The 26,080-nt window shown below is 58.7% G+C and carries 23 protein-coding genes and 2 pseudogenes; 5 read left to right on the top strand and 20 right to left on the bottom strand.

Annotated elements, in window-relative coordinates; all coding sequences use genetic code 11:
• Positions 1–706: 706 nt before the first annotated feature.
• From LG376_RS09625 to LG376_RS09615, 3 genes are read right to left on the bottom strand one after another with little or no spacing between them, the layout of a single operon-like run.
• Complete coding sequence (locus tag LG376_RS09625; RefSeq protein ID WP_204611469.1) at positions 707–871, bottom strand: hypothetical protein; 165 nt, start codon at positions 869–871, stop codon at positions 707–709.
• Positions 872–886: 15 nt separating this feature from the next.
• Positions 887–1,588 (bottom strand): YceI family protein, encoded by a 702-nt coding sequence (locus LG376_RS09620; protein ID WP_225746960.1) that lies wholly within the window; start codon positions 1,586–1,588, stop codon positions 887–889.
• A gap of 3 nt (positions 1,589–1,591) precedes the next feature.
• Positions 1,592–1,933, bottom strand: a complete 342-nt coding sequence (locus LG376_RS09615; RefSeq protein ID WP_225746959.1) for a hypothetical protein — start codon at positions 1,931–1,933, stop codon at positions 1,592–1,594.
• A gap of 130 nt (positions 1,934–2,063) precedes the next feature.
• Between LG376_RS09615 and LG376_RS09610 the strand changes: the two genes are divergently transcribed.
• A complete protein-coding gene (locus LG376_RS09610) occupies positions 2,064–2,447 on the top strand; it encodes an RNA polymerase-binding protein RbpA (RefSeq protein WP_023021567.1) in 384 nt (127 codons plus the stop codon).
• A gap of 78 nt (positions 2,448–2,525) precedes the next feature.
• Here the strand turns inward: LG376_RS09610 and LG376_RS09605 are convergent, their stop codons facing one another.
• Genes LG376_RS09605 through LG376_RS09595 form a run of 3 tightly spaced genes read right to left on the bottom strand, consistent with a single transcriptional unit; the run spans position 2,526 to position 5,556 of the window.
• The gene (locus LG376_RS09605) at positions 2,526–3,419 is read right to left on the bottom strand and encodes a polyprenol monophosphomannose synthase (RefSeq protein WP_225746958.1); all 894 of its coding nucleotides are present in this window, start codon (positions 3,417–3,419) and stop codon (positions 2,526–2,528) included.
• A 5-nt stretch (positions 3,420–3,424) separates the two neighbouring features.
• Positions 3,425–4,951 carry an apolipoprotein N-acyltransferase gene (gene lnt / locus LG376_RS09600; protein WP_370633382.1) on the bottom strand — a complete coding sequence of 509 codons (1,527 nt, stop codon included), beginning with the start codon at positions 4,949–4,951 and terminating at the stop codon, positions 3,425–3,427.
• Between the two features lie 2 nt (positions 4,952–4,953).
• Complete coding sequence (locus tag LG376_RS09595) at positions 4,954–5,556, bottom strand: FxsA family protein (RefSeq protein WP_225746956.1); 603 nt, start codon at positions 5,554–5,556, stop codon at positions 4,954–4,956.
• Between the two features lie 85 nt (positions 5,557–5,641).
• Here LG376_RS09595 and LG376_RS09590 point away from each other — a divergent pair, with 85 nt between their 5' ends.
• Positions 5,642–6,427 carry a precorrin-3B synthase gene (locus LG376_RS09590; protein WP_225746955.1) on the top strand — a complete coding sequence of 262 codons (786 nt, stop codon included), beginning with the start codon at positions 5,642–5,644 and terminating at the stop codon, positions 6,425–6,427.
• Between the two features lie 14 nt (positions 6,428–6,441).
• Here the strand turns inward: LG376_RS09590 and LG376_RS09585 are convergent, their stop codons facing one another.
• The 13 genes from LG376_RS09585 to LG376_RS09525 all read right to left on the bottom strand — a co-directional run bounded on the left by LG376_RS09585 (position 6,442) and on the right by LG376_RS09525 (position 21,684).
• Positions 6,442–7,188 carry an SDR family oxidoreductase gene (locus tag LG376_RS09585; RefSeq protein ID WP_225746954.1) on the bottom strand — a complete coding sequence of 249 codons (747 nt, stop codon included), beginning with the start codon at positions 7,186–7,188 and terminating at the stop codon, positions 6,442–6,444.
• Positions 7,188–8,315 carry a Xaa-Pro peptidase family protein gene (locus LG376_RS09580; protein ID WP_225746953.1) on the bottom strand — a complete coding sequence of 376 codons (1,128 nt, stop codon included), beginning with the start codon at positions 8,313–8,315 and terminating at the stop codon, positions 7,188–7,190. The genes LG376_RS09585 and LG376_RS09580 overlap by 1 nt, the downstream gene beginning before the upstream one ends.
• A gap of 32 nt (positions 8,316–8,347) precedes the next feature.
• The gene (locus LG376_RS09575; RefSeq protein WP_225746952.1) at positions 8,348–11,164 is read right to left on the bottom strand and encodes an RNA helicase; all 2,817 of its coding nucleotides are present in this window, start codon (positions 11,162–11,164) and stop codon (positions 8,348–8,350) included.
• Between the two features lie 21 nt (positions 11,165–11,185).
• Positions 11,186–12,280 carry a twin-arginine translocase subunit TatC gene (gene tatC, locus LG376_RS09570; RefSeq protein WP_225746951.1) on the bottom strand — a complete coding sequence of 365 codons (1,095 nt, stop codon included), beginning with the start codon at positions 12,278–12,280 and terminating at the stop codon, positions 11,186–11,188.
• 108 nt (positions 12,281–12,388) lie between these two features.
• The gene (tatA, locus tag LG376_RS09565) at positions 12,389–12,652 is read right to left on the bottom strand and encodes a Sec-independent protein translocase subunit TatA (RefSeq protein ID WP_005324774.1); all 264 of its coding nucleotides are present in this window, start codon (positions 12,650–12,652) and stop codon (positions 12,389–12,391) included.
• A 97-nt stretch (positions 12,653–12,749) separates the two neighbouring features.
• Positions 12,750–13,706, bottom strand: coding sequence for a YafY family protein (locus LG376_RS09560; protein ID WP_225746950.1), 957 nt, complete (start codon positions 13,704–13,706; stop codon positions 12,750–12,752).
• A gap of 2 nt (positions 13,707–13,708) precedes the next feature.
• Complete coding sequence (locus tag LG376_RS09555; protein ID WP_225746949.1) at positions 13,709–14,695, bottom strand: YafY family protein; 987 nt, start codon at positions 14,693–14,695, stop codon at positions 13,709–13,711.
• 36 nt (positions 14,696–14,731) lie between these two features.
• A complete protein-coding gene (pafA, locus tag LG376_RS09550; RefSeq protein ID WP_225747383.1) occupies positions 14,732–16,111 on the bottom strand; it encodes a Pup--protein ligase in 1,380 nt (459 codons plus the stop codon).
• 38 nt (positions 16,112–16,149) lie between these two features.
• Positions 16,150–16,341, bottom strand: coding sequence for a ubiquitin-like protein Pup (locus LG376_RS09545; protein ID WP_198493046.1), 192 nt, complete (start codon positions 16,339–16,341; stop codon positions 16,150–16,152).
• 44 nt (positions 16,342–16,385) lie between these two features.
• Positions 16,386–17,918 (bottom strand): depupylase/deamidase Dop, encoded by a 1,533-nt coding sequence (gene dop, locus LG376_RS09540; protein ID WP_225746948.1) that lies wholly within the window; start codon positions 17,916–17,918, stop codon positions 16,386–16,388.
• On the bottom strand, positions 17,915–19,480 hold the full coding sequence (arc, locus tag LG376_RS09535) for a proteasome ATPase (RefSeq protein WP_225746947.1): 1,566 nt from the start codon (positions 19,478–19,480) through the stop codon (positions 17,915–17,917). Before arc ends, dop begins: the two co-directional genes overlap by 4 nt.
• 85 nt (positions 19,481–19,565) lie before the next feature.
• Positions 19,566–20,402 (bottom strand): tRNA (adenine-N1)-methyltransferase, encoded by an 837-nt coding sequence (locus LG376_RS09530; protein ID WP_005324783.1) that lies wholly within the window; start codon positions 20,400–20,402, stop codon positions 19,566–19,568.
• A 28-nt stretch (positions 20,403–20,430) separates the two neighbouring features.
• A complete protein-coding gene (locus LG376_RS09525; RefSeq protein ID WP_225746946.1) occupies positions 20,431–21,684 on the bottom strand; it encodes a M18 family aminopeptidase in 1,254 nt (417 codons plus the stop codon).
• A gap of 46 nt (positions 21,685–21,730) precedes the next feature.
• On the opposite strand from LG376_RS09525, the gene LG376_RS09520 reads away from it, so the two are divergent.
• Complete coding sequence (locus LG376_RS09520; protein ID WP_225746945.1) at positions 21,731–22,561, top strand: RecB family exonuclease; 831 nt, start codon at positions 21,731–21,733, stop codon at positions 22,559–22,561.
• Between the two features lie 12 nt (positions 22,562–22,573).
• Here LG376_RS09520 and LG376_RS09515 read toward each other — a convergent pair whose 3' ends face one another.
• Complete coding sequence (locus LG376_RS09515; RefSeq protein WP_225746944.1) at positions 22,574–24,241, bottom strand: formate--tetrahydrofolate ligase; 1,668 nt, start codon at positions 24,239–24,241, stop codon at positions 22,574–22,576.
• 133 nt (positions 24,242–24,374) lie between these two features.
• Between LG376_RS09515 and LG376_RS12695 the strand changes: the two are divergent.
• A pseudogene (locus LG376_RS12695) lies at positions 24,375–24,824 on the top strand (helix-turn-helix domain-containing protein); the annotation flags it as partial.
• A gap of 19 nt (positions 24,825–24,843) precedes the next feature.
• A pseudogene (locus tag LG376_RS09505) lies at positions 24,844–26,063 on the top strand (IS30-like element IS1513 family transposase).
• The last annotated feature ends 17 nt before the right edge of the window (positions 26,064–26,080 follow it).

The following is a 26,080-nucleotide window of genomic DNA, read 5'->3' as shown; positions in this document are numbered from 1 at the left end:
ACACGCGCAGGGATCGGATCCGTCGAGCTCTGAATTCGATCCAGAGCTTAAGGCCGCATGTGCTACGAGAGGCCTAGCCGAAAAAGAAGTCATCCGCCGTATGAGAAATGACGAGAGCTCAATTGTCGTGAAGGAATGGCACATCTGGGAAGCTTCATTCGGGCGCGTGTTGTCAGGAGCGAACGACAGAAGCGAGGTGCAGGTATCGATGTATGGAGTCAGGAACCAACAGGGGGAATACCACCCCTAGTTAAAATGACATAATGTACATTATCGGACAACTACTGTTATCTAGAGGACCTTCATGTGTCGCCCTCAATCAATCGCGCCCGGGCGCTAACACATCTTCCCGGCCCATCTATTGGGCCCCGATTCAGCTTCGTTAACCCTCCACGCGATATTACGGCGCTTTGCTTGGCGACGCCCCGCGGTCCCTGTCGCGCCACCCGCCGGCCACCAGACTTAGGCGCAGGTATCGATTCCGGCTGTAGCTCATTGGAGTTCGGATTTGCGGCAGCCGACCCCATTTGCCTTTCGGGACTTTTTAGTCCGGGGTCAACCGTTGGCGACGGTGTTTCGCTCGGCGACCGAAAAACCTGATATCGGGCGAAAATAGGCCCTACTGGCGGGACTAAAACTACACCCCTATATAAAGTCACACTGACGTTAATCGAGGAAGTACAACCCAACGCCGTGAAGGCCCCAACTAGCGATTCCGGTAAGCGCTCCACAGCTGCCAGATAGTCAACAGCGCCAAAAGGACCGAGATGGCTACAATGACCCACATCTGTTGCACGGCGACGAAAATGGTAAAGCCGATGACGACGATGAGGCGCAGCCACATAAACGGGATAATCTGACGGGAATTCACAGGCTTAAGCCCTCGCTAGTTCTTCTCGAAGGAAATGCGGAGATTTACCTCGCCGTTTTCCTCGACCTTCGCGGCGAGCATCTCCGGGGTCTCCACGCCATAATCAAGACGATTAACTGGCACGGTGCCGCCGATGACGATCTGATCGCCATCGCGAAGAACGTCGAAGTCTTGGGAAATCTCGTGCGTTTCATCCTTGATAGTCAGATCTCCGGTGAGCTTGACTGTGCCAATGGAGCCGTCATCCGGGACATCGGCAAGCGAGGCCGGCTTAGTCAGCTCAAAGGATGCCTCTGGGAAAAGCTGAGTCTCAAAGAGCTTGGACTTCATGTTCTGATCACGGACCTTTTTATCCGTGGTCAGTTCATCCATATCAACGGTGACCGTGGCGGCTTTCAAGGTGGAATCAGAAATATCCGCCTGGCCGGTTACCTCCGTGGTTGAACCCGATGTGGTGGTCTTTTCCGCAGGTAGAACCTCATTAAAGGTAAAACCAACCGAGGTATGGTTATTAGCACGGCCCTTGGCTACCTCCCAGGTGCCATCGAGCTCCGTTGATGCGGCCTTTGCGCCGCCGGCGGAAACTGGTTCGGTCTTTACTCCGGCGCCTTTGAGGAGCGAATACACCATCGGGCCAATGGCTACGGCGGTGAGCAACACAATCAGCACCACAAAGATGGTGATGACGAGCTTGCGGTTATAAAAAAGCTTTTTCATCTTCTATCGAAGTCCTTCTAGGCGTCGCGCCAGGGCAACAAGCTCTTCGCACAAACCGGCAAGCTCCTGCGCACTAGCGCCTTCCTCCGCGGCGGTATTGATATCTTCTGCGGAACAACGTAGTTCAAAAAGTCTGTCGCGCAAACTCTCTGCCTTTTCTGGAGTAAGGATGACGGCATTTGCGGGAATCCCCGTGCCACTGACGTTATTTCTTTGCTCATAGGCACGCTGCTTACAGGAGGCGCTGCAAAACTTCCGTGGCCGTCCCCTACCGCCTTGGTCAATGTCCTTCCCACACCATTGGCAGGAACCGACGTTGCGTTCACGACTAGCTGTACGGATCACCCGATACACTTTAGTTCATTTTGGGCGGGCTGGGAACAAAGACGCGTGGGTGTTCGTTATAATTAGTAGCTCTTAGGCGAAGTTTTGCTTCGCACTCAATCAGGGATCTCTTTGAAAAGGATGATGTTGCATGGCAGATCGCGTACTCCGTGGCAGCCGTATGGGCGCAGTCAGCTACGAAACCGACCGCGACCACGACCTCGCACCGCGCCAGATGGTGAAGTACCGCACCGAAGACGGCGAGATTTATGAGGTGCCTTTCGCGGATGATGCTGAAATCCCTGAAGAATGGATGTGCAAGAACGGCAAGCTGGGCCACCTGGTAGAAGGTGAAGGCGTTGAGTCTAAGCCCGCTAAGCCACCACGCACCCACTGGGATATGCTGCGTGAGCGCCGCTCCATTGAGGAGCTCGATGAGCTGCTCGAAGAGCGCATTAACCACCTGCGCTCCCGCCGCCGTTCCGCAGCCCGCCTCCTGAAGGAACAGCAGGAGCAGCAGCAAAAGAACTCTTAAAGTTCTGCGGCAGCAAAAGGCCCGTACCTCCCTACTCTAACTAAGGGACGGTACGGGCCTTATGTGTTGCGGTTGCGCCTACTTCTTGAGCTGCGCAATCTGGTGCTTTGCCAGATGCCCGATCTCGCTGGCGAAGTCAGAGACCCAGCCGGCGCCCTTACGGGCCTGAACGCCTAGATCGTGAATGGAGCCGTCCTTGACTTCACGGTTGACCAACTGGGACACGGCGCCACCGAAGTCCTGCAGCTGCTCAGCGCGATGGGCAACGCCCCACTTGGTGACCTCGAGCAAGGAATCCTTCACGAAGGAACCATCAAGCTTAGATTCGCCATATTCGCGCTCGGTAAAGGTAATGGGAACCTCGCGGACGTCAAAGCCAGCCTTGACGGCACGGAAGGCCAGATCAACCTGGAAGATGTAACCGGCCTTGGACAGCTCATCAAAGTCGATGGACTCGAGCAGCTCGCGGCGGAACGCACGGTAACCGGCGGTCATATCGGACAGCCCAGCGCCCAGCGCTACGGAGATGTAAATATTGCCCAAACGGGACAGGTATTCGCGGGACGCTGGCCAGTTGACGGTCTCGCCACCTGGAATATAGCGGGAGCCGATAACCAGGTCCGCGCCCTTGTCCACCTCTTCCAACAACAGGTGAAGCTGTTCCGGGGCGTGGGAGCCGTCTGCATCCATCTCACACAGCACCTGGTAGTCGCGCTCCAATCCCCACTCAAAGCCGGCGATATAAGCGCCTAGCAGGCCACCTTTGCCCTCGCGGTGAAGAACATGGATGTGGTCATCTTGCGCTGCGAATTCATCGGCCTTGTCACCAGTTCCATCGGGAGAGTTATCGTCCACGATGAGGATATGGACCTCTGGGACGGCCTCACGGACGCGTCCAGTAATGAGAGGAAGATTTTCGATCTCGTTATAGGTCGGGATGATGACCAAGGTCGAGGATTCAAGCGTGCTCACAGTGTTTATGCTCCTACGTAAGTATCTGTGCCGGAGCGGCGCGGGGTGCGTCGCAGGCGGTTTGTGCGCAAAGCTACCAGTGCGCAGACTGTTCCAATAATAACCATGAGCCATTGCAGGGGCGAACCAAACCTCACGGAAAAGGTCTCGCCGCTACGCAAGGGCAACTGTTCTACTAAGGCGTCCGCCGTGAAAATATCCGTGGACTGGCTAACGCGTCCATCCGGGTGAACAATGGCGGATACACCAGAAGTCGCCGCCACCACCACGGCTCGGTCCGTCTCCATCGCACGCAACCGGCTCATGGCCAATTGTTGGTAGGTCATATCGGAATAACCAAAGGTGGCGTTATTTGTGGGAGTAGTCAGTAGTTGTGCGCCATTTTTCACCGACTCCCTAAAGGCGCTATCGAAGGAAACTTCGTAGCACGTTGCCACGCCAACCGGCACGCCCGCCATGGAGACAACGCCTGGGCCGTTACCGGGCTTAAAATCGCCGGCGAGGTCCACATAGTCAGAAAACTTGCCAAAGAAATCCCGCATGGGCATGGTTTCACCGAAGGGCTGCAGGTACTTCTTATAGTGGTGGTCTCCCACCGTATGTCTGGGAGCAAAGACCTGCATTGTGTTGCGGGCTCCCACCTCATCCCGCGTAGCGGTGCCAACCAAAACAGGTGCGTCTACCGCATCGACGGCGCCGCTGATCGCCGCGGCTGCCTTGCCGTCACGGAATGGGTTGATATCAGAGGAGTTTTCGGGCCAGATGACTAGGTCAATATCCTTCTCGCGTGCGGCCAGCTTCTTTGTTGCGGCCACGTGGTTGTTGAGGACCGCCTGGCGTTGCCCGGCAAAGTCTAGGCCCATGCGAGGTACGTTTCCTTGGATTGCGGCAACCTTTGCTTCTCCGACAGTGGAATCGTCTCGGTTGATGCCTAAGCCTGCCACCGTCGCGCTTGCAAGGGGAAGGATAGCTGCTAGGAGTGCGGCGCTCTTGGCCTTCCATCCGCGTTGAATCAGGAGCGCAGCGAGACCGCAGCCGCACAAAACTGTGGCTGCGGTAATGAGCGAGGTTCCACCCCACGGCGCCAGGTTGGCTAGCGGTCCGTCGACTTGTCCCCAAGCCAATTTCACCCAAGAGAAACCGCCGAAAGGTACCGAGGAACGCAGCACCTCCACCGTGAGGTAGAAGAACGGGAAGGCAATAAAACCGTATTTCCACCGCGCTACCGCCGCGCCGCCAAAGCCCAGCACAATGGCGTATACCGAAAGCCATACGGCCAAAGCGATGTATGGCCCGCTGCCCACCAATTCGCCGATCCATGGCAACGTCAGCAAGTACAGCACGAGCGAATGTGTTACTGCGATAAGCGCACCCACGCGGGCGGTAACGTGCCTAGTATCCCACGGCAGCAAGCTCGCGTACAGCAAACCCACGCCCACAACGGCAGCCCACCACCAGCCACGGGGCTCTATGGCGGCATACGTGAGCAGACCAGAAAGGCCCGCCACAACGAGGCGGGCAAGAGTCAGCATCACTAGCTCTTTCCGCCCTTGGACTCGCCACCGGAGGGGCCGAAGTCATCTGGATCCAGGTTCTCACTCCAGCGGCGGATCTCCTCCTCATCCAACACCTCATGCGGGCCAGCATCCTGCGTGCTGGGGTGCCCGCTTTGGGTTGCTTGGCCACGTCCAAAAGAGCCAAAGTCGCCATAAGAGTCGTGCTGCTGCGCCATTGGGGTGGCCTCGTAGATCTTAACGCCCATGTTTTCGATCTTGCGGTACAAAGAGGCCGCCATCATCGTGCGGAAGACGGCGCGGGTCGGCGAGAAGATAAAGAGGGCTCCGAGGATCGTCGTCAAGAAGCCCGGCAAAGAAAGCAACATGCCGCCTACCAAGGTCAGGCCCACATTGCTGGCGGTCTTGCCCACATTGCCGTCGCGCACGACGTATGCGCCGTCCCCAGTGCGTTCGACCTGCTTTCCCATCAAACGGCGCACTTCAATGCCAGCGATGGACATTCCGAAGAACATGGTGACAAAGAGTGCGATAAGCGCCCAGCCAACACCGATCCATTGACAAACGGCCCAGAAGGTCAGGGTCTCTGCGACCATGTAGAGAGCAAAATACATAAACGGCATGGCCTCAGTCTAACGAGGCAGACTGATAAAGTGCTGGCAACACTCATGCGCGAAGGTGCAGCCGCGGCAGGTTAAACTAGTGCGCATGTTTACTCCTGCGCTTTTTGAAGACCCCCAGTACGGCACGTGCATCCGCATCCACGTTGCCGGTGGCAGCACCCACGCCCAGGATTGGGTTACTTTGGCGCAGTGCGCCAGTGCTGTTGCGGATGGGTATGTCTACATCGACCGGTTTTCCGCAATCGAGCTGCGCAGCATTAAGGATGCGGAGGCACTCAATCAGCAGCTCCAGCAGTTGCGATTGCGCGCCACGGCGATGCCGGTGCTGGCTTCGCCTTTGTCGGCGGAGGCCAAGCAAACGGCCCAGGATATCGCGGCTGAGCTAGGAGCGGCAAAAGGCGGACCCGGACTGGCCGTTATCGCCCACGACGACGTACCGACCGGCGCGGCTGCAGTCAGCCTTAGCATCGACGGGGACGGAGCCCTGCGCCTTGAGCGTTCCCCGCTTGGCGACGCCCCCTCTGCCCCACTGACTCCACAGGCTGCTGCCCAGCACTATGGGGAGGTACTCCAGCACGCGGATTCCGCTGAGCCTAAGGCATCCGCCCTGGCAGAACCAGGCCCCATTGGCTGGTTAGATGTTCATTTGCCTGCGGGCGTTGTCGACCTCGGCGCGGGCGTGCACCGCGGCGCCATCCCTGCTGAGTTTGCGCAGCTCATAGGCCAGTTAGAGGTAGACATCACCGTCACCCCGTGGGGCGGATTAGTCTTTCACAATATTGCCGAGGGTGATGCCGAAGTGGTGCTGCGCGTACTCGCCCCACGCGGTTTTATCTTCGACATCAACTCTCCCCTGCTACGCGCAGAGTAAAGAGAGCGCAGAGTTTAGCGCGGCATATGCCGCCAGAGTGGGCGCGGTACAAGCCGCATGACCCACGCTAGGCCCTGCAGAGCCCGAGGAATCCACACGGTGCGCGAACGCGGCTTACCGCGCCGTGCATCGCGGTCAATGCAGTCGACTACTGCCTCGGCCACATCTGCCGGACGCACGGAAAGTGGCGCCGGCTTCATTCCTTCCGTCATGCTGCCGATGACAAAGCCAGGGCGCGCAGTAATAAGGCCTACCTGGCTGCCGTGCAGCTTATCGGCAAGGCCTTGACAGAAGGCATCAAGTCCGGCCTTGGTGGAGCCGTATACGTAATTCGCGCGGCGAGGGCGCCAGCCTGCGATCGAGGAAAATGCGACGATGTGGCCGCGGTGCATGCGCTGGGATACTAGCGTAAGCAGTGAAATCTGCGCGGCATAATCGATTGTGGCGATGTCGACCGCGTGCGAAGCATCGCGTTCTGCCCGCTGCTGATCGCCCAAGATGCCAAAGGCGACGACAGCAAGCTCGAGGGGGCCTGCCAGCTCTATGGCGCGCTCAACCACACCGGCATGGGACGGAAAATCTGCGGCGTCGAAATCAAGTAGATGAACGCTGCGCGCACCTGCCGCCCTGAGCTGGCCTTCCATGCCCTCCATTCCGTGGGTGCCACGAGCGGCGAGCACAATATCTTGGCCTGGGGCTACTCTCCTAGCGATTTCTCCGCCAATATCGCTGCGGCCGCCCAGAATCAGTACGCCAGCCATTAACGGACGTCACGCGGAGCTTGGTTAAGGGACTCGTATCCGTCATTGGTCAGCACCACGATGTCTTCCAAGCGCATGCCCCACTTGCCTTCCAAGTAAATACCCGGCTCAATGGAAAAGGCCATGCCCTCTTCCAAGGCGAGATCGTTGCCTTCCATGATGAAAGGCTCCTCGTGCGTCGACAGGCCGATGCCATGGCCGGTGCGGTGGACAAAGTAGTCGCCCCAGCCTGCTGCAGAGATCGCCTGGCGCGCAATGGCATCGATGTCTGCGGCGGTGCTGCCGGGGTGGGATGCTGCGCGGGCGGCAGCTTGGGCGTCGGCAAGCACGGCATAGGCATCCTGAAAATCCTGCGGGGCCGTAGAAATATCCCCGCCCACTACGTAGGTGCGGGTGCAATCCGAGTGGTAGCCGGAAGGCAGAGTGCCTCCGATATCAACGACGACTGGCTCTCCCTCAGCCAGCACGCGATCCGAAAAGCTATGGTGCGGGTTGGCGCCATTCGGGCCCGATCCGACGATGACGAAATCGATAACGGAGTGCTCCCGCAAGATGAGCTTTTCCAGTTCGTGGGCCACCTCGGCCTCAGTACGACCGGCCTGCAAAAGCTGCGGTACCTGCGCGTGGACCGCGTCAATGGCATGGCCAGCCTTGCGCAGCTCAGCAATCTCAGCCTCATCCTTGCGGGTAAAAAGCTCGGCCAGTGCATAAGTGGCCAGTTCATAGCTGGCGTGTGGAAGCAGATCTTGGAAACGCAGCACGTGATCTGCAGTCAGCGACTGTCCCAGCGCTACCTTGCCTAGTCCGTCGCCTGCGCCACGCAGTGCCAACTTATATGGGTCCTCGCCGTCATTCCAGCCACGCAACTCTACATCCAGCTCACCTACTGGTGCAGCCTTGATATCGGTGATATCGGTATTTGGCGCGGCGATCCATGCATTGCCCCGCTGCGGCACAACCAAGACCGTCAAGCGTTCGTGGGAAGAAACCCAGGAGCCGGTGAGGTAGGCAAAGTCTGGTCCCGTGCCAATGAGGAGCAGATCGATGCCCTTGTCCGCAGCTGCCTTTTGGGCGGCGTGCAGACGCTGGGCGTAGACATCAGCGGAAAAAGTCTGAGTATCAGTCATGCCCCAGAGTCTACTCGTCCGCGCCGCGGATTTTAGGCGCCAATGGCTACGACACCGCGCTGAATTGCGTCGATGGCCCGGCGGGCGTTGCGTTGAATTTCGCCGTCGTACCCAGTCTTAGCCACTTGTTGGAGCAGGTCGATGACTTGGCGGCACCAACGGACAAAATCACCCGGGGTGAGCTCGGCGCCGGCTTCATTGGCCGCAGCCATGCAGTAGCCCAAGGGTGCGCCGGCCGCCCATTGGTGTACCGCCAAGGCGAATCCGGCCTCTGGTTCACGGGTGGGCGGCAGCCGGTGGCGCTGCTCATCAGCGGTGAGTTCGGTGTACACGCGCCACGTGGCATTCATAGCATCAGCCATGCGCTCGGTGGCGGCTTCCGGTTGCCCACTGGTGGCCTTGCGGTTTTCGAAACAGCACAGGGAGGCAACGCCGGCCAGCTCTGCGGGATCGAGTTCATCCCAAATTCCGCGCTTGAGGCATTGGGCGACGAGCAGATCGGACTCGCTGTGAATTTTGGCAAGGCGCTCGCCTTCCTCCGTGATCACCGGCGTGCGATCGGCACCGACCCCGGTGAACTCGACGTAGTCCATCTCTGCGAGGAGGTCCACAATGCGCTCGAAGGTGCGGCCCAATGTATCCGTAGCTTTATTGACTTTGGACTGGAGCTTGTCCCGATCACGCTCGCGCCGTGCCAGCTTTTGTGCCAGGCCCGCCAGCTGTTCGCGGTCAGTAGCCGGCCACTCGTGAGCTGGATGAGCACGCAGTGCGTCGCGCAACTGACCTACCCGCTTATTTGGCCGGGCGCGGGTGTGCGACTTCATGCGCTTGGGCCGGTCGAAGTGTTCGCGGTGCAAAACATCCTGCACATATCGAGTATTGCGGCGCGGGTTCTTGCGCACCGGCTTGGGGATCTTGATGCTTCCGACTTGGATCGGTGGGTTATTGATTCCGGCTGCATCGATACGTCCCGACCACCCGGACTCAGTGGTAATCCACGGGCGGGGATCCGCAGTTTGGTTAGCGGGAGTCACAACCGCGGCGAGAATAGGACGCTTCTTGCCGGGCATGGCAATAACATCGCCCAACTGGAGGCGTCCCAGTACCGCGATAACCTCTTGGTTTCGTTGATTGGCACTATCGATTTTTGATTGCTTTTCTTCCGCTGTGAGCTCGCGGCGCAGGCGGACATAGTCCATGAGAACCTCGGCGGGATCCTCCCCGTCTTTAGCAGGCGGTGCAAGTGAGGCCACGGCATCATCGAGCTGGTTGCGCAGTTCCCGCACGCGATGCTCGGCGCGTTCAATCTCGCGAGTTTCCTCCACGACGGAGCCATCGGCCTGAAACTGCGCGAAAGACTTTTCCAAAAGGCGGAGAGAATCCTCGAAACCAAGCATTCCCAGCAAATTGATCGCCATATTGTAGCCCGGTGCAAAAGTGGAAATGAGAGGATACGTACGGGTAGAAGCAAGGCCAGCTACCTGACGCGGATCCATGGCGGGGGCCCACTGCACGACTGCATTGCCCAACGTATCGATGCCACGGCGTCCTGCCCGGCCAGTCAGCTGCGTGTACTGGCCTGGGGTGAGATCGACGTGCGCTTCACCATTGAACTTGATGAGCTTTTCTAGCACCACGGTGCGCGCCGGCATATTGATGCCGAGTGCGAGCGTTTCAGTAGCAAACACGGCGCGAACGAGGCCGCGTACGAATAGGTCTTCCACGATGTGCCGGAACGCGGGCAGCATGCCCGCATGGTGCGCGGCAAAGCCACGGGAGAGGGCTTCGCGCCAGCGCTTAAAATCCAGGACCTGCAGATCTTCTTCAGGGATACCTTCCACACCCGCATCGACGATGTCCTTGATTTCCTGTGCTTCCTCTTGGGAGGTAAGCACCATGCGGCTGCGCAGGCACTGATAAAGAGCGCCGTCGCAGCCGGCACGGGAGAAAATGAAGGTGATCGCCGGAAGCATATCCTGCGATTGCAATACCTTCAATACCTCTGGGCGGCCTAAGGGGCGATAGCGATCCTGCTTCCGAGCGGCGCCGGAGCGTCCCTTTCCCTTACCGTGGAATTCGCTGCGTCCGCCACCCTTGTGACGCGCACGCGCACGAAAACCCTTGCCGGATTTATAGTCTGCGCGACCATCATCGGTATCGCCGGCTTCAAGGCGCTGGATCCTACGCTCTAGCTCGGAGTTGACCTGGCCGCCAGATTCTGGCTCGAAGAGCGGATAAATCTTGCGCCCCAGCATCATCCACTGGTCGAGGGGAACTGGGCGGTGTTCGGAGACGATGACGGTGGTATCGCCGCGCACTGTAGAAAGCCAATCGCCGAATTCTTCCGAATTGGACACTGTGGCAGATAGGCCGATGATGGAGACATGATCCGCGAGGTTGAGGATGACCTCTTCCCACACTGCGCCGCGGGAGGCATCAGCCAAAAAGTGGATCTCATCCATGACCACGTGGGTCAAGCGATCGAGGGCCGCGGATTCTGCGTAAATCATATTGCGCAGCACCTCTGTGGTCATGACGACGATCTCTGCATCAGAGTTGATCGATACGTCGCCGGTGAGCAGGCCTACGGCTTCTTCGCCATGCTCTTCCACCAAGTCGTGGTACTTCTGGTTGCTCAAGGCCTTAATCGGCGTCGTATAAAAGCACTTGGTTCCCCGGCTCAGCGCCAAAGAGACAGCAAATTCGCCCACGATGGTTTTGCCGGCGCCGGTCGGCGCGCAAACCAGTACGCCATGACCGTCCTCCACGGCTTGGCAGCCCTTTACCTGGAACTCATCCAACGGGTATGGCAGGGCTGCGGTAAAAGAATCCAGATGAGTTTCAGTCATGACTCCCCAGGCTACCCGTGCCTAGAGGACATCGTCGAAAAAAACGCCGCTGGACGACGAAGTCCCACTGGCGCCGGTGCTCCATGTCTGCTGTGGCTGCTGCTGTGCCTGTTGTATTGGCTGTGAAACGGGTTGAGTAGATCCCGGTGAAGGGTTTACTCTGCTCGGCGCCTCGACAGGGGTTGGCCCGCCGATGGCTCCTGGTCCAGCACCAAGCGGCGAAGCAGTCTCATCATCGAGATCCATCCACTCGGGGCGTTCGCGTTGCATGCGCTTGTCGTGGAGGCGGCAGAACTGGAATGCGATCTCGATGAGCAAGATGAGTGAACCAGCCAGTACCACCATCGAGAAAGGATCCTGGCCTGGGGTGACGAAGGCGGCGAAAATCATCACGACGACAATGATGATGCGACGCTTGTCTTTGACGTGTTCATATTCGAGCACGCCAATAAGGTTCAGAGACACGATAAGCAGTGGGATTTCAAAGCTAATGCCAAAGATAAGCAGCAGGGCCAGGAGGAAGTAGAAATATCGCTCACCGGTCAGGGCCGCTGTTTGATACTCGGCGCCGATACCCATGAGGAATTCCAACCCCACGGACAAGATGAAATAGGCCAGCACGGCACCGGCAACGAATAGGCCCACCGCGGCGCTGACAAAACTCAACGTGTAGCGGCGCTCGTTCTTATGGAGACCAGGCACAACGAAGGCCCAGACCTGATACAGCCACACCGGCGAGGACAATACGGTGCCGGCCAAAGCGCCTACTTTCAGGCGCAACAGGAGCATTTCAAACGGGCTGGTGGCCAATAGACGGCACTCGCCGTCCGCGCTGAAGGAGGCGCGCTTATCTGGGGGCAGCGCACAATACGGCTCTCGTAGAATTTCGCCCAACGGAGATAGCCCGAATGGTGCTCGTTGGTACCAAATGAACCCAATGATGGCCCCGACGACAACCGCTAGCACGGAAATAATGATGCGGCGGCGCAGCTCCTGCAGGTGCTCCACCAAGGTCATCTCTCCGGTAGGGTTCTTCTGCTTGCGCGAAAAGCGCAGCTTTCCCTTCACGCTCTTGCTTGCCTTCTGGGGAGATAGAGGCTGTGACTGTGACGACATCAGTGTGGCTCTTTCAACGCAAAGAAGCGAACACTTCCCTACTGCACGGATTGCGGGTGCATATCCGCGCGCTGCAGGGGTGTTCGCGCGACGACAGATTAGGGGCGTTTACTGCTGAGTATTGGTGTTGTTCTGCTGGCCCGGCTGCATGTCTGGTCGGTTCCAGAATTCCTCATCGGACTGCTGCTTCTGGTTCAGCTGTGCTTGAGACTGAGAACGCTGGGCATCCTCGGAATGCATCTCATTGACCTCAGACTTGAAGATGCGCGCGGAACGGCCAATAGAACGTGCCAATTCCGGCAACTTCTTTGCACCGAATAGCAAGACGATGGCAAGAACGATCAGGCCAATTTCCATAGGTCCTAGGCTCATGGAGAAACCTCTTTCAACTAGTGCACCAGCATGCCGGGAAGCATCACCGCCAACTTATCTGCCGGCGGGCGGGCGCAGTAAACGGGCAAGTAACTGGCTACTGAGTATAGCCGCTCAATGCGGTGTTTCCTCGCTCCGCAATGAGATTTACCACGGATTGAGGAGCCACTACCCGCAACCTATCAGCTTGACCCAAAGCAAAGCGAATAAGCCAATCCACTGATCCCATAGGCATTGTTGCAGCTATTTCCCCATTTCCCAGGTCTTCGCCCAGACGCATATCGTAATACTCAGCCAGCCACGTGAATTCTTGGTTAATTGCTAGTTGCACGGTGTCCCCATCGCCCAAATTAAAGGGTGAAGAGGCATCAAAGTCGAGGTCTTTCAGGTGTGGCTGGGATTTTTCCTCCACGATACGAGCCTTACTAATGCGGTCGATGCGGAAAGTGCGATGCGCTTGCTTTGCTTCCTCCCAAGCGGCCAAGTAAGGCTCGGAATCAACGATGAAAATGCGGGCTGGATCCACCACTCTCTCGGATTCAGCATTTGAGGATGCGCTCCAGTAACGCAGCCGTACCCGCTTTCTCTCATTGATTGCTTGGGTCAAAAGCGCCTGGATATCAGTCTCTTCAGGGGCTGGAGTAGACAGCGACTCATAGATGGCGACTGTCTTTTCATCCATGATGCCGCGCAGCTTAGCAGCGGCGGATTCGACCGCATGGGCGTCGATTAGCCCTGGCATCGCTTGTAAGGACTCCAGGGTGAGGAGCAAGGCGCCTGCTTCAGTCGGGGTTAGCCGTAGTGCCTGGCTTAAGCCTTGATCATTATGGATGGTTACCCCATCCCGATAGCTGAAGGAGAGATCGATGAGGTCCTCGGTATTGCGCCCCGTGCCGGAGCAAAAGAGGCGATCGAGAGCTTCCTTCAGCTCGCCGGGATCCATGCCTAAGTCTTTGGCCGCTTCCATAGGCGTCTTGTCGGGATGATTTTTAAAGTACGGAATCAGGTTCAAAGAGCGCACGAGGGCCTGGAGCTTCTGCGATCCATCAGCCATGACTAGCGTCCTTCCTGCGTATGTGCTGCCCTGCGCAAAAGGGAAATGACCTCCTGGCGGACCTCGGCTGGTTCTACCACTTGTACCTCCGGCGCATACCCGGCCGCGGTGCGTACGAGCCAATCCTTATCTACCTTCTGCAGTAGCACCGTGCCATCGGGTTGTTGCTCGCCGGCATCCATGAGCTCTCGCGCCTGCCCTTCTGGGATGACGAGGCGCGCATTAACCTTTTCTCCTCGCTGTAGTGCACGCTCTACCAATACCTGCAGTTCTTCAGTGGGATTGGGGTGCTCCGCGGGATCGTGCGAGCGTTTGATGTCAGAGACGCGGAGGGCGCGAAAGACGCGTGGGGCGTTTCGGTCCACATCGAATCCCACGAGATAGATGTGACTGTCACGGTTGACCAGTCCCCACGGATCCATGACGCGGCGTACCGGCTCAATAGCAGGATTGGCACGGTAGGAAAACGTGATGCGTACCTGATTGCGCACCGCAGCGAGCACCGAGGTAATGATTTCCGGGGCAAGTCGCGTGATGTCATTGACCGCCGTATATACCGGTGCGCCTGCGAGGTTGCGCGAGGCGCCGCTGGCGGCAATTTTGGTCCAACCGGACAAGGAGAAATCGCTCAGGCCTCCGGTTGTACCCACTCCCCCTGCAATGCCTAAAACCATGGCCTCCTCAGGAGAAAATTCTACCGGCGGCAGCTGGTAGCTACTCGCGTCGAGGCGATAGCTAGCCCCGTCTTCGCCGCCGGAATGAACAATGGGCACCCCGGCGCGCTGGAGGGTTGCGATATCTCGTGCCAGCGATTTGGCGAAGGCTTCGTCTGATTTATCGCCGTATCCTGCCACATGACTACGAATCCAGGCGGCGGTGCGATCCGGGCTACCGCCGGAATTGGCGGCGCCCTGTAGCGCGAAAGAGAGGTTGGTGAGTCTTTCTACCGCTTCATCATGCCGTTTCGGCGCGGGGTTGTGTGCTGCCACGTGGTGTGTTGTCTCCCTGGTGCGGCTCGTGTGCTTCTAGCTGTGGTGTAGACGCATATAGTCTAGCAACGCCTCGACCCGATCATCGTCGGCCACGAAGGGGTTAAGTAGCTCCTCGGTGCGCGGCTCTGGGCGGTTGACCTTAAGGCGCGTCCAGTCAACGGTGACGTTGGCTCCAAGGCTACGGGCAGCGGCAAGGAACTGCCCACGCAGCGCGGCACGGGTGGTCGGTGGTGCTGTGTCCATGGCGCATTCGATCTCGGAGTCTGTGATCCAGCGTTCGATAAGGCCCTTGCGCAGTAAGACATGGTAGAGCCCGCGGCTCGGACGGATATCGTGATAGGTCATATCAATCTGGGCGAGCTTGGGGTGGCCCCAGTGGCCACCCAGCCGTGCGCGGTAGCGCTCGAGCAGTCCCAATTTAATGACCCAGTCGATTTCTCGGTCCACGCCGGAGAAGTCTTGAGTCTCAATGGCCTGCAGCATGCGCTGCCAGAGATCCACCACGCGCCGCATTTCTGCCGTGGGAGTGCCGGCGTCCTCCCGCTTGTCCAACCACTGGCTCGCGCGCTGACATAGTTGTTGCTGGACCTCGAGTGCGGTGACGGATCCCCCTCCTGTGAGCGGCAGTTCGGTCGAGCCCGTCATATCACGTGCGATGGCGCGGACATGGTGAATTGGCTTGTCGATGTCGAACTCCGGCAACTCAAATCCAGCCTCCAGCATCTCCAACATGAGCAGCGTGGAGCCAACTTTTAGCGCCATGGTGGGCTCGGCCATGGTGGAGTCCCCCACGATGACGTGCATGCGGCGGAAGCGTTTCGAATCGCCGTGCGGTTCATCCCGGGTATTGATGATGGGACGCGAGCGGGTGGTGGCAGAAGACACGCCTTCCCAGACCTGGTCTGCGCGTTGCGAGAGCAGGAATTGGGCAGGCTTATCGCCCTTAGCGGGCTGGATCATGCCGGCGCCGCAGATGAGCTGGCGGGTAATAAGGAACGGAAGGAGCGCCAGCCCCAAATCCTTGAGCACCATGTGGCGGCTGATGAGGTAGTTTTCGTGGCAGCCAAAAGAATTGCCGGCTGAATCCACATTGTTTTTAAACAGGTACACCGCGCGCGGGTGCCCCTCGGCAGCAAAGGTTTGCTCCGCTTTTTCGCCCAGCCGGTTGACTATCGCATCGCCGGCGCATTCATAGGCCAGAAGCTGGCTTAAGCTATCGCACTCGGCGGTGGCTACCTCGGGGTGGGATCCGACGTCGAGGTACAGGCGGCTCGCGTTGGTGGAAAAGATATTAGAGGAAGAATGTTCCTGGACGATGGGCCGGAAAAGCACGCGCGCCACTTCATCGGGGCTCAAGGCGCGTTCTCCAGGGCCCGCGCTGGTGGTTAAGCCATATTCCGTCTCGATGCCCATGATGCGACGGGCGAAGACGGGACGCTGGTCACGCACCCTTACTGCCCACCCTTTTGGACATAAGAGCGCACGAATTCCTCGGCGTTGTTTTCTAGCAAGCCATCAATTTCATCGAGCAATTCATCGGTACCGGTGGTATTGATGCTCAGCTGCGTGGAGGTAAACTCTTCCTCCCCGGCGGAGTCATCGCCGCCGTTACCGCCGGTGACCTGCGACTGGTGGGTTGACATGTTATGAACGTCCTTTCCTTCGCCTCTGCCTCGATGCTTGACTATTAGTTACGGTACTCGGGCTGGATACCGCTGTCAGCTAGTCCCTGAAGGAGATCCTCCACCGTACGTGCGGTGTCGATGATCTCCTCGCACTGGGAGCGGGTCAGGCCGGTGGTCTCATCCATAGGAACCGTGGCCCAGGGTGCCGTGGTTGCCTCGCCTACCCGCACCGTGAGGTTTTGCCAGCTCGCGGCAATGATGTCCTCCCCGAATTTCTGCGTCACTCGCCCTCGGAAATACGCCCGGGTGTCCTCTGGCGGAATGGTGGCGGCGTTTTCGATCTCTTCAGCGCTAAAGAGCTGCCGCATCTGGCCCTTGCGCACCAGCGCATGGTGTAGCGACTTTGCCGGATCGATCTCCGCGTATTGCAGGTCAATGAGCCGCAGCTTTGGGTCTGCCGGATCGATACCGCGGTCGAGGTAGCCCTTAATCAAGCGATACTTCGCCACCCAATCCAACAGGTGCGCGGCCTGCATGGGATCTTCCGCCAAGAGTGCAACTGCCTCGTCCCAAGCCGCGAGCACCTTGTGGTCTGCGTCGGTGCGTGGGGTGATGCGAGCGCGGTATTCGGCGAGGATTTCTAGGGCGGTGAGCTGGCGGGCGTCGGCAAGCTCGAGGCGATGTTGAAGGGAGAGATCGCGGCTGACGCGGGGGACCTCCGCCACGGCGTCCTGCAAGCGGAGATCGCTAAAGTCCACACCCTGCTCAATCGCATCGAGCACCAGCGAGGTCATGCCCAGTTTGAGCAGTGTGGAGGTCTGCGACATATTCGCGTCTCCGATGATGACGTGGAGGCGCCCATAGTCCGCGTGCACCGCATGCGGCTCGTCGCGGGTATTGATGATGCCGCGATTGAGGGTGGTCTCCAGCGAGATTTCCTGCTCAATATAGTCAGCGCGCTGGGAGATCTGGAATCCCGGCTCCTCGCCAAACTCGCCGATCCCCATGCGCCCGGCGCCGATGACTACCTGGCGGGCCACGAAAAACGGGATAAGGGCCTGCGCCATAGTGTCAAAGTCCGTGGCACGGGAGTACTGATAGTTCTCGTGCGAGCCATAAGACGCGCCCTTGCCGTCCACGTTGTTTTTATAGAAGCGCAAGGCAGGGCACGGGTCATGGTTGGCAAGGACGGACTTTCCTTGCGCGCTCAGCCCCGCTACGGACGCGGCGGCTTGCAGGAGCGTGGCGTCACCTGCGGCGTCGTAAAGCGTGGCGTCCCAAGCATTAGTGCATTCCGGCGCGGAATATTCTGGGTGGGCGTGGTCCACATAGAAGCGCGCGCCATTGGCCGTGACCACATTGGCCACACCGATGGCGTTGGGATCCACCACGGGCACGGTGTGGTAGCGCTTGAGATCGAATCCGCGGGAATCGCGCAGCGGGTGCTCCTCTGCAAAGTCCCACCGCGAGCGTGCCCCAGTGTGCAGCGCGGCGTACGCTACCACCGCGTGGGTGGACGAAATGATGGGCGAATACTCCGGCAGCTCCGGGGTGGCAATGCCGTACTCGGTCTCGGTACCTACAACGCGACTCATGCGCTCCTCCTAGCGGTCAGTAGCTCCACCCGCTCAACGCGGGCACCAGCATGGTCTTGGGAGATGATCTTGGTCCACTCCTCCGGGTTGGTGGAGGTAGGCACATACTCGGATTCGGCGCGCTCGGCCGCGATGGCCTGGAGCAAATGCTGCTTGGCGATGCCCCCACGGCGCCCGCCTATCCCCTGTTCACTGCCCGCACGCTGCTGCAGTTCGTCCTTAATAGCCAGCTTCTTGGCGCGGGAGAGGATATTGGCAATCATGGCGCCCGATACAAAGTCCCGGTAGTGCAATACCTCGCGCTCGCCGCTGGAAAAGTGCAGCTGCACAAAGGGGCGATCGGCATAGAGCTCGTCCACCGCGGCGCCGATGAGCTCCTCTAGAGTGCCCTGGTGCGGCACGGTTTCTGCAAAGTGGCGGGCAAAGATCTCGCGGGCGCCCTGTTTATTCGGCCGGTTGACCCGGATCTTGATATCCAGCCGGCCGGGACGCATGATGGCGGGATCGATAAGCTCCTCACGGTTGGTAGCGCCGATGACTATCACATTGGAAAGGCTTTCGACTCCGTCGAGCTCCGTGAGCAGCTGCGGTACCACCGTGGTTTCCATATCTGAGGACACGCCTGAGCCACGGGTGCGGAAGATGGATTCCATCTCATCAAAGAAGATGACCACCGGCCGGTCAGCGCTGAGCTGGGCTAATTCGCGGGCGCGTTCAAAGATGAGGCGGATGCGGCGTTCCGTTTCCCCCACATATTTATTGAGCAACTCTGGGCCCTTGATATTGAGGAAGTAACTCGGCCCATCACTGCCCAGTTGCTGCGCCAAGGAATGGGCCACGGCCTTGGCAATGAGCGTCTTACCGCACCCCGGAGGGCCGTAGAGGAGGACGCCCTTAGGCGGCTGTAGCTCGTATTGGTGGTAGAGGTCCGGATGGATAAACGGCAGTTCTACGGAATCGCGGATCTGGGAAATCTGCTCATCGAGCCCGCCGATGTCCTCGTAGCGCACATCAGGGACCTCCTCAAGAGAGAGCTGGGAGACTTCCGTCTTTGCCACCTTTTCCAGCGCGACGGCAGCCTTGGGATCAACCAGCACGATTTCTCCTGCTGCCACGCGGGTTTCCTCGCGCAGTGTCTGCGATAGCAGCACCACTTTTTCCTCGCCAGAGGAATTTGCCACGATGAGGCGTCTATCTCCTAGGCGCTCGACCACTGTGGCGAGCTCGCCGGTGCGCTCGGGTGCGCACCCTTCCACCACCACGAAGCCATCGCCCAAGCGAACCTGCTGGCCGGCCACTAGGCTGCCTGGTTCCACATTGGGCGAGACTTTAAGCTGCATCACGCGGCCGTTGGTGTAGACCTCCGCGGTGGTTCCCACCTCGCTGTGGGTAGGCGAATAGCCTAAGAAAACGCCGTAGGTCGATGCCGGCTCAGCCAGCGCGTTAAGCTCCGCAAAAAGCTGTTCCAGCTTCCCACGCGATTCTTTTAATAAGCCCGCCAACTTCTGATTGCGGGCAGCAAGCTGGCTGATCTGCCGCTTATAGTCCGTGGCTTCATCCATGCCCACTACTCTAACGCGACCCAGTCGGCGAAAGAGGGGACTTGCGCTTTAAATTCTGGGCGTTGAGGTGAGCCTATTTTCAGCCTTACTTGCGGGCGCGGCGCTGCGGGCGCGGCGGAGTGACGCCATCGGCCAGGCGCCGAGTCCAGATAAGGAAGGCAGTATGCGCATTCATACGGTGCTCCGGGCGCGTAGCCAGGCCTTCAACCTTCCATTCGCGCACCAGCGATTCCCACGCCTTAGGCTCGGTAAAGCACTTGAGCTCGCGGATTCCTTCCATGACCTTCATCAACTGCGGCACCGTTGCCACGTAAGTCATGAACACACCACCGGGGATGAGGAGATCGCGCACGGTCTCCAGGTGCTCCCAGGGCTCGAGCATATCGAGAATTACGCGGTCTACCGGCCCACCTAAGTCCTCGGCGGTGACGTCTCCTAAATCGCCGAGGCGCGGCGACCACCACTCGGGCTGCTCGCCAAAGTATTCCTTCACGTTATCTACCGCATACTCAAGATGGTCATCGCGGACCTCATAGGAATACACATGACCTTCTGGACCCACGGCGCGCAGCAGGGACATAGACAATGCACCCGAACCTGCGCCGGCCTCGAGCACCCGCGCGCCCATGAAGATATCGCCCTCTACCAAAATCTGCGCCGCATCCTTGGGATAGATCACCGCAGCACCACGCGGCATCGACAGCACGTGGTCCACCATCAAGTGGCGGAAAAGGAGGAAGGAGGAGCCAAGGGTGGACTCGATAACCGAGCCCTCATCCATGCCCACGATGTCATCATGGTTAATGATGCCCTTGTGGGAGTGGAACTGGCCTCCTTCTTCCAGAATGACCGTGTAATGGCGCCGCTTGGCGTCGGTAAGCTGCACGCGGTCGCCATAGGCAAAGGGGCCGGAATAAGCCATGTCTCAAGACTCCTCGAGGTTGCGGTTACTATCCCACCAAGTATGCCTCAAGAGCCTGCGCGAGCCATACTTGGTCCCGCTCGCCTACCATTTCACGCGCCGAGTGCATAGACAGCATGGGCACGCCCACATCGACGGTATCGATGCCCAAACGCGTCGCTGTAATGGGACCAATGGTCGAGCCACAGGGCACATCATTATTGCCCACAAACCGCTGCACCGGCACGCCTGTCTTCTCGCATGCTGCTTCCCATAACGCCACCGTGGTGGCATCGGAGGCATAGCGCTGATTGCCATTGATCTTGGTCACTGGACCCTTGCCGATGATCGGATGGTGCGTGGGATCGTGCTTGCCCACGTAGTTCGGGTGCACCGAATGCGCGGCGTCGGCCGAGACACAGCTCGAGCGGGAAAACATCTGGAAGCGTTCCTCCTCGTTGGCACCCAGCGCCCGCGCTGTGCGGATGAGTACATCCGCTAGGATGGGACCGCCCGCACCGTAGCGCGAGCTAGAGCCCACCTCTTCGTGGTCAAAGGCCATCATGACCAAGACATCCTTGCCCTGATAGCCTTGGGCGGCCTTCTTCATCGCCGCTAGCGAGGCGTATACAGACGACAGGTTATCCATGCGGCCAGCCGCAATGAACTGCTCGCCGGCGCCAAAGACTTCGCCGCGAGCGGCATCGGCCGTAATCAGGTTAAAGGAAGCAATATCCTGCTTGGCGACGCCCACCTTCTCCCCCACTACCTGCACGATGGACGCCTCTGGGTCACCGACGCTCAAAATTGGCTGCATGTTCTGCTGGCGGTCCGGCTTAAACTCATCTTTGCGGTAGAGGTGAATGGCAAGCGACGGCAGGCGCAGCACTGGGCCAGTATTGACTAGGTGCCGCGTGCCATCCTTGCTAATGATCTGCCCGGCTACGGTCAGCTCCCGGTCAAACCAGGTATGCAGTAGCGCCCCGCCATAGATCTCTACTGCCACCTGTTGCCAGCCGGCCGCGGAAAAGTCCGGCGTGGGTTTAAGAACCAAGCCCGGCGAATCTGTATGGGACCCCACGATGCGGAAACCAGAATTCTTATCCGCGCCCTCTGGCACGTACCACGCCGCTACCGCGCCGCCGCGCACCATAACGTGGCCGCCAGGTACAGCGGACCACTGCGTTCCCTCATCCTGTACCTCAAATCCCGCCTCGCACAACTGGCGGGATACCTCATCGGCAGCGTGGTACGAAGAAGGAGAAGCAGCAATGAAATCTAGGAAATCTGCGGTATAACTCATACCTCCTAGCTTGCCACGAATCGCGCGGCGATAGGCTAGATACACCATGGCTACTTCATCTACACCCCGCCCACTCGCCCTGTCGCCCTCGCGCGCCTCCGACTATAAGCAGTGCCCGCTGCTCTATCGCTTCCGCGCCATTGACAAGTTGCCCGAGCCCAAGACCATCGCGCAGGTCAAAGGAACCCTCGTGCACGCTGTCCTGGAAGAGATGCACAAGCTACCGCGCGACGAGCGGACCTATCCTGCCGCGGTAAAGATGATTAAGCCTTCCTGGGCAGAGATGACCGCCAAAGACGAGGAACTTTTAGAGCTCGTGCCAGAAGAAGACACCTACGACTTCTTCGTTGCTGCCAGGGAACTGCTCAAAGGCTATTTCCAGATGGAAAATCCACAAGGCTTTGATTGCCAAGAAACAGAGATGTACGTCAATACGGTCCTGCCCAATGGCGTCCCCGTCCGTGGCTTCATCGACCGCGTGGACCGCGCCCCAACCGGCGAGGTCCGAGTCGTGGATTATAAAACCGGCAAGAAGCCACTTCCCCGCTATTCCCACGATGCACAGTTCCAGATGCGCTTTTATGCGCTGGTCTACTGGCGCATCCTAGGCACCATTCCCCACCAGTTGCGCCTGATGTACCTCAAGGTCTTGGACTCGATGTTTCTTAGCCCAAACCGTGAGGAGCTCGAATACTTCGAGCGCGATCTCGGCGAATTGTGGGCAAAGATTGAGGCCGACGGGCGCGCCGGGAACTTCCGCCCGAAGCCGTCTAAGCTCTGCGGCTGGTGTGCCCACCAGGATCTCTGCCCAGAGTTTGGCGGCACTCCGCCGCAGTACCCGGGCTGGCCGGGTTCCGCGGCAGATACAAAGGACTAGCGCCCCACCTGCCTAGAAAAGGCCCGAAATGGTGCCCTGCTTATCGACATCGATATTATTGGCCGCAGGCTTCTTCGGCAGCCCCGGCATCGTCATGACGTTGCCCGTGAGCACGACGATAAATCCCGAACCGGTGCGCGGCAGCAATTCGCGCACATGCAGCGTATGGCCTTCCGGCGCCCCCAGAGCAGAGGCATCATCGCTGAAGGAATACTGTGTCTTAGAGATGACCACCGGCAGCTTGTCCCAGCCATTGTCTTGGATGTACTTCAGATCCTTGAGCGCCTTTGCCCCGTATTCCACACGGTCGGCGCGATAGATCTCGCGCGCGATGGTTTCGATGGAGGCCTCGATTCCCTCCTGCGGATCGTAGAGCTGCTTGGCGCCGCCCTGCAGGTTTTCCAGCAAGGTCTCTGCCAGCTTGGTAGCGCCCTCGCCGCCCTCGGACCACACATTGGCTTCCTCCAAGGCCACTCCGAAATCTTCGGCCCACTGCCGCATGAACTCGCGTTCTGCTTCGGTATCGGACCAAAAGAGGTTGAGCGCTACTACCGGCTTGATCCCGAACTTGCGCAGGTTTTCTACGTGTCGCTCTAGGTTGACTATGCCGGCCTTGAGGGCATCCAAGTTTTCCTCGGTGAGTTTATCCTTGGCCACACCGCCGTTGTATTTTTGCGAGCGGATGGTGGCAACGACCACGGCGCCAGCAACATCTAGGTCGCCAAAGCGCGCCTTGATGTCGACGAACTTCTCTCCTCCTAAGTCGGAACCGAACCCAGCCTCGCTTAAGACGATATCGCCGAATTGCAGTGCGGTGTGGGTTGCCAGTAGGGAGTTGCAGCCGTGCGCGATATTGGCGAACGGTCCACCGTGCACCAAGGCCGGCACGCCGCCAAGGGTCTGTACAAGGTTGGGGTTGAGAGCATCACGCATGAGCGCTGCGAGCGCACCTTCCGCATTCAAATCACGCGCAGTAACAGGGCGCTGATCATAGGTGAAGCCGATGGTGATATCGCCGAGGCGCTTCTTTAGGTCCTCGAGGTTCGTGGCCAAGCACAAGATAGCCATGATTTCGGAGGCCGCGGTAATGGTGAAACCGGTTTCTGCAGGCACACCATGAGCTGGACCACCCAGACCGGTCACTACGTTGCGCAGGGCACGGTCATTGACGTCCATGCACCGCTGCCATGTCACGCGCCGCGGGTCGATGCCCAAGGCGTTGCCTTGGTGGATGTGGTTATCAATGATGGCGGCCAGGGTGTTGGTTGCAGAGGTAATGGCATGAAAATCGCCGGTGAAGTGAAGATTGATGTCTTCCATGGGGACAATCTGTGCATAGCCGCCGCCAGCCGCGCCGCCCTTAATCCCCATCACTGGTCCCTGGGAGGGCTCCCGCAGGGCAACGATGGCCTTCTTGCCCAACTGATCCAGGGCGTCGGTAAGGCCGATGAGCACGGTGGATTTTCCCTCGCCGGCAGGTGTGGGCGATACACCGGTGACAAGCACCAGCTGGCCCCTGTTTTCCTTGGAATAGTCAACCTTGGTGATATCTACCTTGGCTTTGGTGGTGCCATAGGGAATTACGGCATCGGCAGGAATGCCCGCCTTGGCTGCGACCTCTGCAATCGGCTGCAATTGGTGGGCTTGGGCAATTTCAACATCGGATGGCTGAGTAGTCATGACCTAAGCCTACCGAGCGGTGGAGTTAAATAGGGCTCATTTAGGCAAGAAAGTGAAATGGATTAACTCGCCCCACTGATGCAGCAATCAAAAAGGCGCCCCTGAAGGGGCGCCCCGTGCTGTCAAGGGGTGAATGCGCCACTTCGACCGGGAGGTAGTTGTGACGCGTTGGACTCCGAAGGATGTTAAGGATGCTGCTGTTGAGCGCGTGGTGGCAGGCGAGGCAGTTAGCCTGGTCGCGCGTGATGTGGGTGTAGGCCCCGAATCGGTTTACGGTTGGTTGAGGGTAAGAGGTGTCGAACCTCCAGGCAGGCGTGCGAGTCGTTTGCGTGATCCGTTTGTCCGTGAGGCTGTTGGGTTGGTGCGTGCAGGTATGTCGATCAGTCAAGCAGCACAGACTGTTGGAATATCGACTGGCTTGCTTCACAGCAGGTTAAAGAAAGCTGGTGTAATCGAAGTGCGGCCTAGACGCGCCCACTTGTCACCTGATAAACGTGCCCAGGCCGTGGAGCGAGTGCTTGCTGGTGAGAGCTGTCAGACAGTGGCTGATGCTATCGGTGTGCATCCTTCTACCGTGTATGGGTGGATAAGGAAGCAGCGGTATGCGAAGTTACGCCGGCAGCGACATCGTCGAACGCCTGATGAGGCGGTGGTGTCTTTGCCAGATACAGGCAAGAAGCTGGGTAAAGATTCTGTTATGCCAGCACCGATGAAAACTCAAGCCGTTGATGGATTTCCTAGCGGCGTATTCGACAAACACGCCTTAGTAGGGCGTGGTCGCAGGCTTACTGTTGAAGACCGTGTTGCTATTGAAGCGGGATGTCGTGTCGGTGATTCGGCACGAGCCATCGCGCAGAAAATAAATAGGCACCACAGTGTCGTCGCTCGTGAAATCACCCGTAATGGTTGGAAGATCGTCGATGAGGACGGCACAGAGCAGCTGCGGTATAACGCCCACAACGCTGCTGTTTCTACTGCTGGTCGGATGGTGCGGCCAAAACTACGCAAGCTCGATGAAAGCCCAACGCTTCGGGGTGTAGTAGTCGATTGCCTTGCCCGCAGGTGGTCACCTGGGCGCATTAGTGCATGGCTTGAGCATGCTTTCAGCGATGATGAAAGCATGCGTATTTCCCACGAAGCGATCTACAGTGCCTTATACATTCAAGGCAAAGGCAGCCTGCGAGCCGAGCTTGAAGAAGTCATGAAGACTAAAGACGTACTTATCCGCGGCGGCTCAACACGCAAGCGTCGTGCCCGAAACGCTGGCGTGTTAACCGGTCGCCCTTGGATCAAAGGTGCTGAGATCACCCACCGCAGCCCGGAAGCTGATGACAGGGCTATTCCCGGGCACTGGGAGGGCGACCTTGTTATTGGTAAAGGTGGCAAAAGCGCGCTGATTACCCTAGTAGAGCGCACCAGCCGTTACACCCTGCTTGGACACCTTCCCGATGAGCACAGTTCACACACCGTGGTCGCAACCCTGCAGGACATGGTCAAAGACCTCAACACCGAGCAGCTAAAGACCATCACATGGGACCAAGGCGCAGAAATGGCTGTCACAGCACAAGTCCAGATTAAAGACGGCTGCCAGGTGTTTTTCTGTGAACCGCACTCACCGTGGCAGAGACCAACCAACGAGAACACCAACGGCGAGATCAGGCGCAGGTTCTACAAAAAGGGCACCGACTTTGCCACCGTCACACCCGAACATGTCGCGTGGGTGCAAAATGAGCTCAACGAAACACCCCGACAAATCCTCGGCGGCGCAACCCCACGTGAAATACTTAACGAACTATTCAAGCGTGGCGCATCCACCGCTTGATTCCGCCCCCTAGGGTT

It is taken from the genome of Corynebacterium sp. Marseille-P4611 (assembly GCF_916618765.1).
GTDB classification, from domain to species: domain Bacteria; phylum Actinomycetota; class Actinomycetes; order Mycobacteriales; family Mycobacteriaceae; genus Corynebacterium; species Corynebacterium marquesiae.
This window is presented reverse-complemented; position numbering and strand designations above follow the sequence as displayed.